Below are 14,329 nucleotides of genomic sequence, written 5' to 3'. Positions count from 1 at the left end.
GATCGACGAGAACTATTACAGTCCCGCCGCCGTCCGGCGCGTCGTGCCCTATCCCGGCAGCTTCTGGCCGGTCACCGGGCTGAATTCGCCGACCGTCAACAGCTCCGTGAACACCGGGGCGAACAACCTCGACGCCGCGATCCGCAACACCGAAGGTCCCATCTCGGTGGCCGGCCTGTCCCAGGGCACGCTGGCGCTCGACCGCGAGCAGGCGCGCCTGGCGCACGATCCGACCGCACCGCCGCCGAATCAGCTCACGTTCATCAAGGCCGGCAACCCCAACAACCTGCTCTATCAGGCGTTCGGGCCGGGGACGCATGTGCCGATCATCGACTACACGGTCCCGGCTCCGGTGGAGAGCCAGTACGACACGATCAACATCGTCGGCCAGTACGACCCGTTCTCCGACCCACCCAACCACCCCGGCAATCTGCTGGCCGACCTGAATGCCGTTGCGGCCGGGGGATATTACGGCCACACCGCCACGGCGTTCTCCGACCCCTCCCGCGTCGCGCCGTGGGACGTCAAGAGGACGACCAACAGCCTGGGCGCCACGTCGACGACGTATTTCATCCGTAACGCCGAGCTGCCGCTGGCCCGGGCGCTGGTCGACGGGGCGGGCATGCCCCCCGAGGCGGTCGGCCCGATCGACGCGGCGCTGCGGCCGTTGATCGACAGGGCCTACGACCCGGGCCCTGCGCACGACCCCGTCCAGATGATCAACGGCCTCGCCCACATCCCGACGATCATCTCCGCCGTCTCCTGGCCCGTCCGCGGTGCGAGCGCCGGAATCAACCTGGCCACCAACTCGTTCGCGGTCGCCAACCTGGCCCGAACCATCACCCCGGGGCCCGGGCTCGGCAGGGGCGGCAAGGGTCTGCTGCCGAAGCTCGTCCGCGCCGTGGTCAAAGCCAAGAAGTAGTGCCGGCTAGAGCCTGAGCCCGTCGTGCGGCGAAAAGCCGACCAGCTGCTCGGCCGTCCACGCCGGTGACTTCGCTTCGTCGGGCAGCAGCGGCTTGCGTTTGACCGGGCCGCGGTGCCGCCGCAACGACCATCGTCCCGCGGCCGCCCGCAGCGATGGCCGCCACCAGTTCGCCCGCCCGACCAGGACGGCGATCGCGGGCACCGTCACCGTCCGCAGCAAAAACGTATCCAGCAGCAGACCCGTGCCCAGCACGAAACCGCCCTGGACCACGGTGGACAGGCTGGCGAACACCAGGCCGTACATCGACGCGGCCATGATCAGGCCCGCCGCGGTGATCACCCCGCCCGTCGAGGACACGGTTCGGATGACACCCGAGCGCATTCCCGATGCGGATTCCTCCCGCAGCCGGGAGATGAGCAGCATGTTGTAGTCGGCCCCGACCGCCACCAGGATGACGAACGTCAAACCCGGCACGCTCCAATGCAATTCCTGGCCCAAGATCAGTTGGAAGACGATGACGCCGATGCCGAGGGCCGACATGTACGAGACGATCACCGTCCCGATCAGATACAGCGGCGCGACGACCGCGCGCAGCAGGGCGATCAGGATCAGCAGCACCACGCAGACGGTCATCGCGATGATGAATCGCAGATCGTGATCGTAGTAGTCGCGCGTCTCCTTGAGCACGACGGGCAACCCCACCACCGATACCTTGGCATCGGCCAGCGTGGTATTGGGCTGGGCGCCCTGCGCGGCGGCCCTGATCGCGTCCACCTGGTCCATCGCCGCGGTGCTGAACGGATCGAGGTTGGTCTGGATCAAGTACCGCATCGCATGGCCGTCGGGCGAAACGAACGCGCCGGCAAGCCTTTTCAGTTGGTCGGCGCTCATGCCCCCGAGCAGGCCCTGCACTCCGCCCGGCAACGCCCCGGGCTTGCCGCCCTCCCCGGTGGCATACGACAACGCCTGCGCCGGGATGTAGAAGCCGGCCATCGCCGGCGTCGTCGCCTCGTTCTTCATGGACAGCAGGAACGCGGACGCCTCGCCCATCCCGAAGCCCATCTTCTTGACCTGGTCGACCAATTGCTGCACACCGTCGGCCAATTGGCGGCTACCGTCCGCGAGTGTGTTGGTCCCCTGCTGCAGGAAGGTGATCTTCGCCCGCATGCCGCCCGGGCTGCCCATCCCCAGCGAGCCCATCGCGCCGATGACGGTGGACAACGCCCGGCGCAACCCGGAAACCGTTGCCGCGAGGGTCTGCACGGCCTGGGTCGCCCGCAACTGGCGGGCCAGCTCCGAAATCTTGCCCAGTGTTCCGTCGTCGCGCGCCGTCACCAGCCGCTGTAATTCGTCGCGCGCGTTGACGCAGGCGGGCTCGGCGCTGCACATAGGGCTGTTGTCCAGCGCCCCCAGCACCGGATTGGCCCAATCAGAGTTGTCGGCAACGAAGTTGGCGTTGGCGCCGATGGCATCGCCGAGCGAACGCATGCCGTTGACGAGCCGTTCGGCGCCATCGAGTTCGGCCAGCGCCCGGTTCCCGCCGAAGATGTTCTGCAAGGCCGCCAGGGCGTCGACCATGCCGCCGACCGCTGACACGGCCTGATTGACCTGGGTCCGTACGTCGCCGAGCCGGCCCGCCATCAGGTTGGCGCCACCCGCGAGCCGATCGAGATCGCCGGTATGGTCGACGATTTGCCTGGAACCCGCGTCCAGCTTGTCGCCGACTTCGCCGGCCTGCCATGAGGTTTTGGCCTGCTCCAGCGATTGCCCGGTGGGCCGGGTGATGCCCCGGACCATCGCGACGCCCGGCACCTGGCTGACCCGTTGCGCCATCTGCTCGAGGTCGGCGAGGGCCTTCGCCGTGCGCAGGTCCTGCGGCGAGGAGATGAACAAGTACTCGGGGACGATCAGGTTGGTCGAGAAGTGTTTTTCCAGCGCGGCGTAGCCGACCGAACTTTCCACGTTGCCCGGTAGGGCCTTGCGGTCATCGTAGTTGTACCGGGCCAGCCCCGCGCACCCGGCCAGGATCACCAGCACCAGCGCGCTGGCCAGTAGGTGGGCCTTGGGCCGCCGCACGATGTTGATGCCCGACCGCCGCCAGAAGCTACGGCTGAGATCGCCGCGCGGCTCGATCCAGCCGCGGCGCCCGGCGAGCACCAGCAGCGCGGGCAGCAGGGTGATTGCGGCGAAGAAGACGACGGCCACCGAGATGCCCAGCACCGGCCCGACCGTCCGCAGAATTCCCAACTGGGTGAAGATCATTCCGAGAAACGTGACCGCGACGGTGGCCGCCGAGGCGGCGATCACCTTGCCGATGGACGCCAACGCCTTGACGACCGCCTGGTCGGAGTCCATGCCCTGGCGCACATAGTCGTGATAGCGGCTGATCAGGAAGACGGCGTAATCCGTTCCGGCGCCGACCATCATCCCGCTCATGAAGATGACGGTCTGGTTGGCGATGCCCAGGCCGGCCAACCCGACCAGGGCCACCAACCGCTGGGCCACCACCGCGGACATGCCTATGGTCAGCAACGGCAGCACCATCGTGACCGGGTTGCGGTAGATGACGAACAGGATGACGAACAAGAGCACGACGATCGCGAGCTCGATCCGCGTCCTGTCCCGCTGGCCGGTGACGTTCAGGTCGGCGACGGTGGACGCGGGCCCGGTCAGGTTGGCCGTCAGCGTAGACCCGGCCACGGTCTGCCGCACGATCTCGGCCACCCGCGCGTACGCCCGCTTGGATTGCGGGGAGCCCAGATCGCCGGGCAGGCCGACGGGCAGCATCCAGGCCTGGTGGTCCTTGCTGGTCAGCAGTTCACGCAGCGGCGGCGTGGCCAGGAAATCCTGCAGCATCGCCACGTCTCGGGTGTCGCGACGCAGGGCATCGGTGAGTTTGCGGTAGGTGCCTTCGTCGGCTGCGGTCAAGCCCTTGGCGTCGCTGAGCACCACCACGGCGATGCTCTGCAACCCGGCCTCGCCGAACGCGGCGTTCATGGTGCGGGTGGCGGCCAGCACCGGCGCGTCGGACGGCAGGATGGCGACCGGGTGTTGCTGGGAGATCTCTTCCAGCGACGGCGCGGTCAGCGCGAGGATGCCCGCAAGCGCGATCCAGATGCCGATCACCAGCCACGGTCTTCGCCCGACGAGGCGCCCGAGGCGGGGGAAGACGCCCACCGGGTCGTCCCGGCCAGTCTTCGCTAGTGACATTGAAAACCGCATTCTGCTTCGAGCGTCAATGCGTCGCCTGCCGGTCGCGGCCGGCGACGTTACGCGCACGCTCCGCCGCCCCGCCGTCGGCGATGCGGACGCACACGGATTTTATGGCACCCAGATACCGGGTGACGTTATTTCGGGCCACCGGATGGTCGGGAAACAGCACGCTCGCCCCCGTCTCGTCGAACCGCCCCACCATGGTGCTGAGCGGGTAGGTGACCCTGCCGTCACTGTGTGCGCCGACGGTCAGGCCCTCGAACAACTTGGTCATCATCGACAGCGGATTGGCTTGCGCGTCAAAGAAGTTCACCAGCGAGAACAACGGCGGGGGCCTGCGCAGCGAGGGCTGTAGTTCCACGACCCGTTCGAACGGTACCCTCGCGAGGTCCGCGCCGGAGTCGAAGGACGCCTGGGCGCTTCGTGCCATGGCGTTGAACGACGATCCGGCGACGGGAACGGTGACCGGGATCTGCCCGGTGAACCACCCCTGCGTCGTGAAGTCGGCCTGCGTGCTGCGGGTGTCTTTCGGGGTGATGGCGAAATACGTTCCGGCTCCGGTCAACTCGTGAACGGCGAGAGCCAGGCACGCGAACATCCCGCCGACGAACCGGGCGCCGGCCGCCACACAGGCGGTTTCGAATCGATGCGTCTGTTCCTCGTCCAACAGGGTCACGCCCAACAGGTCACCGGCGCAGGGCGCGGAGGGGTCGCCGAGGGCAAGCGGGAACGCCGGGAACGTCCCGCCGTTGAGTTCGGCGAAGTCGATCCACTCCCGCACCTCGGGCGAGTCGACGGTCAGGCCCGCGGTGTAGTCGCGTTGCCGTAGGCAGTAGTCGGCATAGCTGCCGGCCGGCGGCAGCTCGACCGGCGGTTTTCCCGCGGTCAGCTCGGCGTACATGGTCCGGAACTCCAGGAGTCCCATCCCGACGAACTGGCCGTCGGCGTGCAGGTGATCGATGCTGGCGTAGAAGGTGAAGCGGTCCGGGCGCTGAATCACCCCGAAGCTGAAGCAATCCCACTGCAGCGAATCGGGGGTGGACACTATGTGCTCCCGCAGCCGCGCGCCGGTCACCTCGCCGTGTTCGGTGGGGACGAACTCGATGTCCGCCGGGTCGTCGAGGGTGTGCCGCACGATGTGGTCGGCGTCGTGGTACTCGAACCAGCTGCGGTAGGTCTCGTGCCTGCGCAGGTGCGCATTGATGACGTAGTTCATGGCCCGCAGGTCGCAGCGGCCCGACACCTCGACCGACGCGATCAGCAGCCGCGAATGGTCCAGGCCGCGGGCGGCCTGTTCGCGCAGGCTCCGCAGGTGCCGGGCCTGCACGTAGCTGGGCGGCACGGCGCTCGCCGGTGCCGCGACGGCCCTCTCGCGCGCGGCGGGCGACGGGTGCCACGAGAACAATGTGCCGGGAGCCGGCGCCCACTCGTCGACCGTGGAGACGTCCAAGGGGCCGATCCGCACTGCTACCTCCCGTGCTTCAGCACCGACGGCTCTGCGCGGAGAACGGCAGCTGACTGCGTATCGGGGGGATCCGCCGAACACCGGTGTGCTGAGGTTCGGTGGGTAGCCTAGCCCGCGTCGTCGTGGGCCGCTTGGTACGGTGCCGCCGGCTGCGCCGGCCCGACCGTCAGGCCGTGCGGTCGGCGAGCGCCTGTCGGGCCGCGTTGTAGCCGGGGATGAACGTGATGCCCGGTCCGCCGTGGCAGCCCGCGCTGCCCAGGTACAACCCCTCGATCGGTATCGGCTGGCCGCGAAAGCCCTTCGGGCCGGGTCGGTTCGGCCCGATCTGGTCGGGGTTGAGCAGTCCGTGGCAGTAGTCGCCCCCGGGCGCGCCGAACATCACGCCCATGTGCTTGGGCGTGAAGGTGGTGTGCCGGATGATGCTGCGCTCGAAGTTCGGCGCCAACCGGGTGATCTTGTCGATCACCCGCTGACCCATTTCGACCTTCGCCTCGCCGTAGTCGGCGTCGCCCTCGATCGGGAACCACAAGGCGAACGCCGAGGCGGCGTGCTTGCCCGCGGGCGCCAGGTCGGGGTCGTTCTGGGTGGGGATCTGCAGCACGACGGTCGGGTCGGCCGGGACGATCCCGCGCCGCGCGTCCTCCCACTGCCGCTGGACCTCCTCGGGCGTGCAGAACAAGCCGATCGACGCCTGCATGGCCGGATCGTTGAGCGCCTCGTAGGGCGTGGCGAACTCCGGCGCTTCTTCGAGCGCGAAGTGCATCTGCAGGTAACTGCCCCGGTGGTCGGTCTTGGCGTACCGCTCGCGGATGTCGCCGGGCAGCAGGGCGGGGTCGATCAGCTCGTTGAGGGTGAAATCGGGCGCGATACCGGAGACGACGATCGGAGCGGTCAGCTCCTCACCGCCCTCGGTGCGCACCCCGGCCACCCGCCCGTCGGTGACCACGATCTCGGTCACCTTGGTCCGCAGCCGGACTTCGCCGCCGTGGCTTTCCAGCAGTTCGCCCAGGTGCGCGGTGAGCGCCCCGATGCCGCCGCGCAACTTCTTCATCTGCATGGTGTCGCCGTCGGGGACGCCCAACCCGAAGGCCAGCGCGGCGGCGCTGCCCGGGGTTTCCGGCCCGCGATAGAGGGTGTTGACCGCCAGCACGGTCATCGAGCCGCGCAGCGCACCGTGCTTCTCGCGGTCGGGCAGATAGCGGTCCAGCACGTCGGTGACCGACCCGAACAGCATGTCGTCGATCGCCGAGCGTTCGAATTCGTTTGTCGCGCAGGCATACATCTCGTCATACGTCTTGGGCTGCGTCCCCGCCTCGAACCGGCCCAGCGCCCGCGTCGGAGCCTGGCTCCAGGCCATCAGGCCCGCCATCCCGTTGACCGCGTCCGCCCCGTGCACCTCGTTGAGGTGGGTGAACAGCTTGACGGGGTCGCTGTACTGGATCAGCGGGTCGTCACCGACGCCGCGCACCGCCACCGACATCACGTCCAGGTCGATCGCCGGCAGGGTGTCCAGGCCGAGTTCGTCGACCACCACCTTCGAGGTGGGGAACTGCACCGAACCGGCGATCTCGAACCGATACCCGTCGAAAAGCTCCACCGTTGACGCCATCCCGCCGGCGTAGAGCTTGGAATCCAGGCACACCGTGCGCAAGCCCGCCTTCTGCAGCAGCACCGCCGCCGCCAGGCCGTTGTGTCCCGCACCGATAACTATCGCGTCATACCGTGTCATGTTCCTGCCCTCCACGAGAGGAGGCTGACACGGCGCCGAAGTTTTGTCAATTATGACGAAACTTTTATCCGCGGTCGGTGGTCCAGGCGTCGGTGATGCCCGCGTGCAGCGACTCCAGCGCCGCGTGACACATCCGCGCCAGTTCGCCCAGCGACCGGTCGTCGCCCAGCATCCAGAACTCCATCGCACCGAAGACGCCCGCCGCGATGCAGCGCGCGATCACCGCGGCACGCAATCGCCCGTCCAGCGTCCCGGCGGCCGTACAGCTACGCCGATGCAACTGCGTCTCGATGACACCCGCGAAGTCGGCCTGGACCTCCTGCATGTGGCGCACGATGCGGCCGGGGTCGAGCTCGCCGCCCCGCAGTGCGGCGATTTTCGTCACGGCCTCAACGTCATAGGGGAACGAGAAGATGGCCGACTGCACCGAATCGATGATCGCCTCGTCGGCGGGCCGGGCGTCCAGTGCGGCCCGAAACCAGTTCAGCCCGGTGTAGTCGGCAAACAGCAGATCGTGCTTGGACTTGAAGTGCCGATAGAACGTCCGCAGCGACACCCCGGCGTCCGCCGCGATCTGTTCGGCCGACGTCTCCTCGACGCCCTGGGCGAGGAACCGGACCATGGCCGCCTGGACCAACGCCTCCCGCGTGCGCTCGCTGCGCACCGTCTGCGCCGGCCTGACCATGCAAGTAAGGTACCGCAACCACCTTTTGTCAGTATTGACAAAACTTTGGCTTCGGGGTGAGACTGCGCCCATGGTCTCGCTTCTTGTGCATGCAGTGCTCGGGTTCGGTGTCATCGGCTGGATCGCCGCCTCGAACTCGAAGGTGTTCGCCCGGCCGGCCGGCGGGCCGCTGTTCACCCCGCTGGAATGCCTGTACTACGTCATCGGCATCGGCTCGGTGGTCCTGGGCTGGTACTTCAACATCACCTACGTCCAGCAGTACTCGCACGGGTCCACCAATCCGTTGTGGGGCGAGCACGGCAGCTGGGCCGAATACATCAGGCTGATGTTCACCAATCCCGCCGCGGACTCCGCCAGCCAGGATTACACGATCGCGAATGTCATTCTGCTGCCGCTGTTTACCATCGTGGACGGTTACCGCCGCGGGCTGAAGCACCCGTGGCTGTTCTTTGTGTCGAGCCTTTTCACCAGCTTCACGTTCGGGTTCGCCTTCTACTTCGCCACCATGGAGCGGCAGCGCCGGCACCAACAAGCCCGCGAGACGGTGGACGCCTAGTTTCCGTCCGCCCAGCGCCGGGCCCACCGGTCGAGGGGATCGAGCGCCTCGCCCAACGACCGGCCGGCTTCGCTGAGCTCGTAAGACTGATCGTCGCGCTGGACGACCAGGCCCGCGTCCGACAGTTCGCCGAGACGGTCATACAAGACGCTGGGAGACATCCCGTCGCAGCGCTCCCGCAAGGACCTCGCCCCCAGTGGTCCGTCGCGAAGCTCCCACAGGATCCGCAGCGACCAGCGCCGCCCGAGGAGGTCGAGGGCCGCCATGAGTGGCCGCCCGGTCGTCGACCCCCGCACGGGGCGCCCCGGTCGAGCCAGCGATTGACGTTTCGGATTCCGTAACGTAGCTTTCCTGTCCATGGTTACGGAAATAGTAACGCCTCGCATCGACGCCCTCGACCCGCCATACGAGGCCGCGGTGGCGGCCCTACTGCAGAAGATGATGCCGCCGGACGTGCCGCCCATCGCCCTGTTTCGCGTCGTGGTGCGCAACATGCCGATGGCCGAGGCCATGACGCGCTGGGGCGGTTACGAGCTGAGCCGCGCGTTGTCGCTGTCCCTTCGCGACCGCGAGATCGTGATCGACCGCACCTGCGCTCGCTGCGGCTGCGAGTACGAATGGGGCGTGCACGTCGCGTTTTTCGCGGACAAGGCCCGTCTCGATCGCACGCAGATCCACTCCCTGACCCACGGCGGCGCCGACGATCCGTGCTGGACGGCCGAGCGAGATCGCCTACTCGTCCGTGCCGTGGATTCGCTCTACGACCGTCGAGACATCGACGATGCCCTCTGGATGGCGCTGCGCGCCGAATTCGACGAAAGCCAGATCCTCGACCTCACGATGCTGTGCGGCTGGTATCACGCGATCAGCTTCACCGCGCGTGCCGCCCGGGTTCCGCTCGAGGCGGGCAGCCCCACCTTCAGGTCGGTTTGACGGCACGCCACCGTTGCCGCCCACCTGAGGGGTGGATCTGGACATCGACGAATCCCGCGTTGCGCAACCGCGCGCCCAGATCAGCGGGCGCGATCGGGTTGTAGGTGTCGGCGATGTGCAGCAGCCGGAAGGACAGCGACGGGACACCGTCGCTGCCGGCGAACACCCCGCCCGGCCGCAGCACCCGGAGCGCCTCGGCGAAGAGCCGGTCCTGCAATTCGGTGCTGGGCACGTGGTGCAGCATCGTGAAGCACACGACCGAGGTGAAGTGATCGGCGGGCAGCCCGGTGTCCGCGCCGTCGCCGTGGATGATGCGGGCCCGGTCGCCGTAGCGGCGCTCGAGGCGGTCGGCCATCGCGGCGTCGACCTCGACTGCGGTGAGCGAATCGGCCCTGTCCAGCAAGGCGCGCGTCGTCGCCCCATAGCCCGGGCCGATTTCCAAAGTCCGCGAACCTAATTCGACGCCGTCCAACGCCCAGGGCAACAGCCGCCCCGCCACCGCTTTCTGCCAGGCCGCCGAGCTACATCGGCGCCGGTGCAAAAGATTCATTCCCATAACCACGACGTTAGGCGCACCTGAGGAAGGCGCACTTCCGATATCTTGCCGACTTATGTCGGAAATCAGCCATCACGGGCCGGCGACATCGTCGCTGGCTCTGCCGCCGGGTGCCCGGATCGAGCGGCACCGCCATCCCTTGCACCAGATCGTCTACCCGTCCTCGGGTGCGGTCTCGGTCACCACACCGGCGGGAACCTGGATCACGCCTGCGAATCGGGCCATCTGGATACCGGCGGGGTGCTGGCATGAACACAAGTTCCACGGCCACACGCAATTTCACGGCGTCGCACTGGATCCCGGTCGCTATCGCCGCGGCCCCGGCGCACCGGCCGTGCTGGCGGTCAACCCGTTGATGCGCGAACTCATCATCGCCTGTTCGCGAACCGGCGCAACCGACACCGGCGAGCACCACCGGATGCTGGCCGTGCTGCACGATCAGTTGCAGGCGACGAGCGCCGTTGAGCCACTGTGGATTCCCACCCCCGCAGACGGCCGGCTGCGGGACGCGTGCGCGCTGATCGCCGACCATCTGCGCGAACCGTTGACGTTGCGGCAGATCGGCGATCGGATCGGCGTGGGCCAGCGCACGCTGAGCCGCCTGTTCCGCGAGGAGCTGGCGATGACGTTTCCGCAGTGGCGTACCCAGCTGCGGCTGCAGCACGCCCTGGTGCTGCTCACCGAGCGCCGCGATGTGACATCGGTGGCCTCCGAATGCGGTTGGGCCACACCGAGCGCCTTCATCGACACCTATCGGCGGGCATTCGGGCACACCCCGGGCGCCCGGCGTCTCTAGTCAATGATGGCGACCCGTCCCCCAGCTCCGCGGGGGCACCCCCAGCGCCCGGCTACGCCGCGCTTGCGATCGCCACTAGCCAATGATGGCGACCCGCTACGCCCGGCTACGCCGCGCTTGCCATCGCCACTAGCCGGCCGGCTCCAACAGCTCGGTGCCCACGAACGGCACCAGCGCGTCGGGCACCCGCACGCTGCCGTCGGGCTGCTGGTGGTTCTCCAGGATCGCGACCAGCCACCGGGTGGTGCCCAGCGTGCCGTTGAGCGTGGCCGCGGTCTGCGGCTTGCCGCCCTCGTCGCGGTAGCGCGTCGCCAGCCGGCGCGCCTGGAAGGTGGTGCAGTTCGACGTCGACGTCAGCTCGCGGTAGGTGCCCTGCGTCGGAACCCAGGCCTCGCAGTCGAACTTGCGCGCGGCCGACGAGCCGAGATCGCCCGCGGCGACATCGATCACCCGATACGGCACCCCGATGCGGGCCAGCATCTCGCGTTGCCAGCCGAGCAGCCGTTCGTGTTCGGCCTCGGCCTCGGCGGGGGTGCAGTAGACGAACCCCTCGACCTTGTCGAACTGATGCACCCGGATGATGCCGCGGGTGTCCTTGCCGTAGCTGCCCGCCTCCCGCCGGAAGCACGACGACCAGCCCGCGTAGCGCAGCGGCCCGCCGGACAGGTCCAGGATCTCGTCGGCGTGGTAGCCCGCCAGCGGCACCTCGGAGGTGCCGACCAGATAGAGGTCGTCGGCCTCCACCCGGTAGATCTCGTCGGCGTGGGCGCCCAGGAAACCGGTGCCGGCCATCACCTCCGGGCGCACCAACACCGGCGGGATCATCGGGATGAAGCCGTTGTCGACGGCCAGGCGCAGCGCCAGCTGCAACAGCCCCAGCTGCAGCAGCGCGCCCCGGCCGGTCAGGAAGTAGAAGCGCGATCCCGATACCTTGGCGCCCCGCTGCATGTCGATGAGTCCCAGGGATTCGCCGAGCTCGAGGTGGTCTTTCGGGTTGTCGATGGCCGCTGGTTCGCCCACGACGTCGAGGACGCGATAGTCGTCTTCCCCGCCGGCGGGCACCCCCTCGATGACGACGTTGGAGATCGCCATGTGCGCCGCGGTGAACGCCGCCTCGGCCTCGGCCTGCTCGGCTTCGGCGGCCTTGACCTGCTCGGCCAGCTCCTTGGCGCGCGCCAGCCTGGCCGGGCGCTCCTCGGGCGACGCGGAGCCGACGCTCTTGCTGGCGGATTTCTGTTCCGCGCGCAGCGCGTCCGCCGACGAGATCGCCGCCCGGCGGGCGGTGTCGGCCTGCAGCAGGGCGTCGACCAGCGCCGGGTCCTCCCCACGGCTGAGCTGGGAGCGGCGCACGGCGTCGGGGTCTTCCCGGAGCAGCTTCAGGTCGATCACGGCCCTGAGACTACTTTTTCACTTCCGGGCCGGTGGCACAGCGTCCCACCCGCAACATCCCAGGACTCACATCAGTAACTTTTGTCACGTGGCACAAGCGCTCCTGTCAGAATGGAGCCGATGTCGCAAGCGCCCGAGACGGAGGCCCCGCAGGCCTCCACCGCCGCGCCGGAACAGCCGCAGGCCGGCTTCCGGTGGCCGCGGAGTCTGCAGGCCCAGGCGACCAGGCGTGCTCTGTTGCTCACCGCGCTGGGTGCCCTGCTGATCGCCGGCCTGGTCACGGCGCTGCCGGTTGGCGGCACCGGGGCGGGCCGGTTCTCCGGCTACCTCGACGGCAACCCGGTGCCCACCACCGGAACCAAGAGCGACGCCGCCTTCAACAAGGCGGCCAGCGGTGACTGCCTGACGTGGCCGGACGCCACCCCGGAGTCGGCGAAGATCGTCAACTGCACCGACGATCACAAGTTCGAGGTCGCCGAATCGATCGACATGCGGACGTTCCCGGGCTCCGAGTACGGCCCTAACGCGGCTCCCCCGTCGCCCGCTCGCATTCAGCAGATCACCCAGGAACAGTGCGAGTCCGCCGTGCGCAACTACCTGGGTCCCAAGTTCGATCCCAACAGCAAGTTCACCGTCAGCCTGCTGTGGCCAGGCGACCGGGCCTGGCGCCAGTCCGGCGAGCGCCGCATGCTCTGCGGTCTGCAGCTGCCGGGGACCAACAACCAGCAACAGGCCTTCAAGGGCAAGGTCGCCGACGTCGACCAGTCCAAGGTCTGGCCGGCCGGCACGTGCCTGGGCATCGACTCGACCACCAACCAGCCGATCGACGCCCCGGTGGAGTGTGGCGCGCCGCACGCGATGGAGGTGACGGGCACGGTCAACCTGGCCGAGAAGTTCCCCGGCGCGCTGCCGGCGGAGCCCGACCAGGACGGCTTCATCAAAGATCAGTGCACCAAGATGACTGATGCCTACCTGGCTCCGGTCAAGTTGCGCACCACCACTTTGACGCTGATCTACCCCACCGTGCCGCTGGCCAGCTGGACGGCCGGGAGCCGCGAGGTCGCCTGCAGCATCGGCGCGACGCTGGGCAACGGCGGCTGGGCCACGCTGGTCAACAGCGCCAAGGGTCAGTTGCTGATCAACGGCCAGCCGCCAGTGCCGCCGCCCGACATTCCCGAAGAGCGGCTCACGATGCCACCGATTCCGCTGCAGGTGCCGGCCCAGTCGCCGTCGACCCAGACCGGCTCCGCCCCGGAGATCCCGCCGAACAATCAACATCTTCCCGGGCAGCAGCCCGTGGTGACGCCCTCCCAGGCGCCCGCATCGGATTCCCCGGCCCCCCAGGCGCCGCCGCCCGCGGATGCCGGGGCGCCGCCCCAGGCGCCTCCTCCTCCCCAGGACGCCGGAGCGCCCCCCGCGGCGGGGGAGGCACCGCCTCCAGGGCCGGCACCCGGGGGCTGACCGAGTGCCCGCGCGGATGGACCCGCAGCGGTTCGACGAACTGGTTTCCGACGCGCTCGACCTGATCCCGCCCGAGCTGGCGGCGGCGATGGACAACGTCGTCGTCCTGGTCGAAGATCGCCACCCCGAGGACGGCGAACTGCTCGGGCTGTACGAAGGGGTCGCCCTGACCGACCGCGACTCCGACTACGCCGGGTCCCTGCCCGACGCGATCACCATCTACCGCGAGGCGCTGCTGGACGTCTGCGAATCCGACGACGAGGTCGTCGAGGAGGTGGCGATCACGGTGATCCACGAGATCGCCCACCACTTCGGCATCGACGACGACCGGCTGGAAGAGCTGGGCTGGGCCTGACACCTAAGCCGCGCCGGCTTTCCGGGCGCGGCATCCCGGATTTGTCCGCGCCCGGTGCTATGAACGGCTCATGAGTGCTGACTGCCGCGACTGCCGGGCGGGTCTATATCACTGTCACGGCACCATCATTCGCCATGCCCTGCGCCGCTCGGAATGCACGGAGCCGGACTGCTTCAGCCCCGAGCTGTTGCCGCACGCCTTCGTCGTCGACTGCGACGCGGTCGGCTGCGATTGCTTCGAATCCGTCGCGCTGGCCGTTTGATCGA

The 14,329-nt window shown here is 68.4% G+C and carries 13 protein-coding genes and 1 pseudogene; 7 read left to right on the top strand and 7 right to left on the bottom strand.

From position 1 onward, the window contains the following. The coding region (locus tag A9X04_RS23760; protein WP_067925856.1) for a PE-PPE domain-containing protein at positions 1-922 on the top strand (922 nt) is incomplete at its 5' end. Positions 923-928: 6 nt separating this feature from the next. Here A9X04_RS23760 and A9X04_RS23755 read toward each other — a convergent pair. The 4 genes from A9X04_RS23755 to A9X04_RS23740 form a co-directional block, all read right to left on the bottom strand. After that, on the bottom strand, positions 929-4,147 hold the full coding sequence (locus tag A9X04_RS23755; protein WP_156764515.1) for an RND family transporter: 3,219 nt from the start codon (positions 4,145-4,147) through the stop codon (positions 929-931). A 13-nt stretch (positions 4,148-4,160) separates the two neighbouring features. Then, positions 4,161-5,603, bottom strand: coding sequence for a condensation domain-containing protein (locus A9X04_RS23750; protein WP_067925853.1), 1,443 nt, complete (start codon positions 5,601-5,603; stop codon positions 4,161-4,163). Between the two features lie 166 nt (positions 5,604-5,769). Further along, positions 5,770-7,332: an NAD(P)/FAD-dependent oxidoreductase gene (locus A9X04_RS23745; protein ID WP_067925868.1), complete on the bottom strand. Its 1,563-nt coding sequence runs from the start codon at positions 7,330-7,332 to the stop codon at positions 5,770-5,772. A 64-nt stretch (positions 7,333-7,396) separates the two neighbouring features. Beyond that, the gene (locus tag A9X04_RS23740; protein ID WP_067925850.1) at positions 7,397-8,017 is read right to left on the bottom strand and encodes a TetR/AcrR family transcriptional regulator; all 621 of its coding nucleotides are present in this window, start codon (positions 8,015-8,017) and stop codon (positions 7,397-7,399) included. Positions 8,018-8,087: 70 nt separating this feature from the next. On the opposite strand from A9X04_RS23740, the gene A9X04_RS23735 reads away from it, so the two are divergent. Continuing rightward, complete coding sequence (locus A9X04_RS23735; protein WP_067925847.1) at positions 8,088-8,573, top strand: DUF2834 domain-containing protein; 486 nt, start codon at positions 8,088-8,090, stop codon at positions 8,571-8,573. Here the strand turns inward: A9X04_RS23735 and A9X04_RS23730 are convergent. Continuing rightward, positions 8,570-8,839: a helix-turn-helix domain-containing protein gene (locus A9X04_RS23730; protein WP_067925844.1), complete on the bottom strand. Its 270-nt coding sequence runs from the start codon at positions 8,837-8,839 to the stop codon at positions 8,570-8,572. The genes A9X04_RS23735 and A9X04_RS23730 overlap by 4 nt on opposite strands. Before the next feature lie 91 nt (positions 8,840-8,930). Between A9X04_RS23730 and A9X04_RS23725 the strand changes: the two genes are divergently transcribed. Further along, on the top strand, positions 8,931-9,506 hold the full coding sequence (locus A9X04_RS23725; RefSeq protein ID WP_067925841.1) for a carboxymuconolactone decarboxylase family protein: 576 nt from the start codon (positions 8,931-8,933) through the stop codon (positions 9,504-9,506). Here A9X04_RS23725 and A9X04_RS23720 read toward each other — a convergent pair. Next, on the bottom strand, positions 9,493-10,062 hold the full coding sequence (locus tag A9X04_RS23720) for a class I SAM-dependent methyltransferase (RefSeq protein WP_067925839.1): 570 nt from the start codon (positions 10,060-10,062) through the stop codon (positions 9,493-9,495). The two genes, A9X04_RS23725 and A9X04_RS23720, sit on opposite strands and share 14 nt — an antisense overlap. 55 nt (positions 10,063-10,117) lie before the next feature. Between A9X04_RS23720 and A9X04_RS23715 the strand changes: the two genes are divergently transcribed. Further along, the gene (locus A9X04_RS23715) at positions 10,118-10,858 is read left to right on the top strand and encodes a helix-turn-helix domain-containing protein (RefSeq protein ID WP_067925836.1); all 741 of its coding nucleotides are present in this window, start codon (positions 10,118-10,120) and stop codon (positions 10,856-10,858) included. 129 nt (positions 10,859-10,987) lie between these two features. On the opposite strand, the gene serS is transcribed toward A9X04_RS23715, so the two are convergent. Then, positions 10,988-12,247, bottom strand: coding sequence for a serine--tRNA ligase (serS, locus tag A9X04_RS23710; protein WP_067925833.1), 1,260 nt, complete (start codon positions 12,245-12,247; stop codon positions 10,988-10,990). Positions 12,248-12,358: 111 nt separating this feature from the next. Here serS and A9X04_RS23705 point away from each other — a divergent pair, with 111 nt between their 5' ends. The 3 genes and pseudogenes from A9X04_RS23705 to A9X04_RS23695 all read left to right on the top strand — a co-directional run bounded on the left by A9X04_RS23705 (position 12,359) and on the right by A9X04_RS23695 (position 14,325). Beyond that, the gene (locus A9X04_RS23705; protein WP_067925830.1) at positions 12,359-13,708 is read left to right on the top strand and encodes a septum formation family protein; all 1,350 of its coding nucleotides are present in this window, start codon (positions 12,359-12,361) and stop codon (positions 13,706-13,708) included. Between the two features lie 4 nt (positions 13,709-13,712). Next, positions 13,713-14,137, top strand: a pseudogene (locus tag A9X04_RS23700) (metallopeptidase family protein). Further along, positions 14,134-14,325 (top strand): hypothetical protein, encoded by a 192-nt coding sequence (locus A9X04_RS23695; RefSeq protein WP_067925823.1) that lies wholly within the window; start codon positions 14,134-14,136, stop codon positions 14,323-14,325. The pseudogene A9X04_RS23700 and the gene A9X04_RS23695 overlap by 4 nt, the downstream one beginning before the upstream one ends. Positions 14,326-14,329: the final 4 nt, after the last annotated feature.

It is taken from the genome of Mycobacterium sp. E3247 (assembly GCF_001667785.1).
Classification (GTDB): Bacteria; Actinomycetota; Actinomycetes; order Mycobacteriales; family Mycobacteriaceae; genus Mycobacterium.
This window is presented reverse-complemented; position numbering and strand designations above follow the sequence as displayed.

Coding starts and splice junctions, on each gene's coding strand:
- A9X04_RS23735 (WP_067925847.1), top strand. CDS start 8,088: ATGGTCTCGCTTCTTGTGCATGCAGTGCTCGGGTTCGGTGTCATCGGC.
- A9X04_RS23740 (WP_067925850.1), bottom strand. CDS start 8,017: ATGGTCAGGCCGGCGCAGACGGTGCGCAGCGAGCGCACGCGGGAGGCG.
- A9X04_RS23745 (WP_067925868.1), bottom strand. CDS start 7,332: ATGACACGGTATGACGCGATAGTTATCGGTGCGGGACACAACGGCCTG.
- A9X04_RS23695 (WP_067925823.1), top strand. CDS start 14,134: ATGAGTGCTGACTGCCGCGACTGCCGGGCGGGTCTATATCACTGTCAC.
- A9X04_RS23715 (WP_067925836.1), top strand. CDS start 10,118: ATGTCGGAAATCAGCCATCACGGGCCGGCGACATCGTCGCTGGCTCTG.
- A9X04_RS23725 (WP_067925841.1), top strand. CDS start 8,931: ATGGTTACGGAAATAGTAACGCCTCGCATCGACGCCCTCGACCCGCCA.
- A9X04_RS23705 (WP_067925830.1), top strand. CDS start 12,359: ATGGAGCCGATGTCGCAAGCGCCCGAGACGGAGGCCCCGCAGGCCTCC.
- A9X04_RS23755 (WP_156764515.1), bottom strand. CDS start 4,147: ATGCGGTTTTCAATGTCACTAGCGAAGACTGGCCGGGACGACCCGGTG.
- A9X04_RS23730 (WP_067925844.1), bottom strand. CDS start 8,839: ATGGCGGCCCTCGACCTCCTCGGGCGGCGCTGGTCGCTGCGGATCCTG.
- A9X04_RS23720 (WP_067925839.1), bottom strand. CDS start 10,062: ATGGGAATGAATCTTTTGCACCGGCGCCGATGTAGCTCGGCGGCCTGG.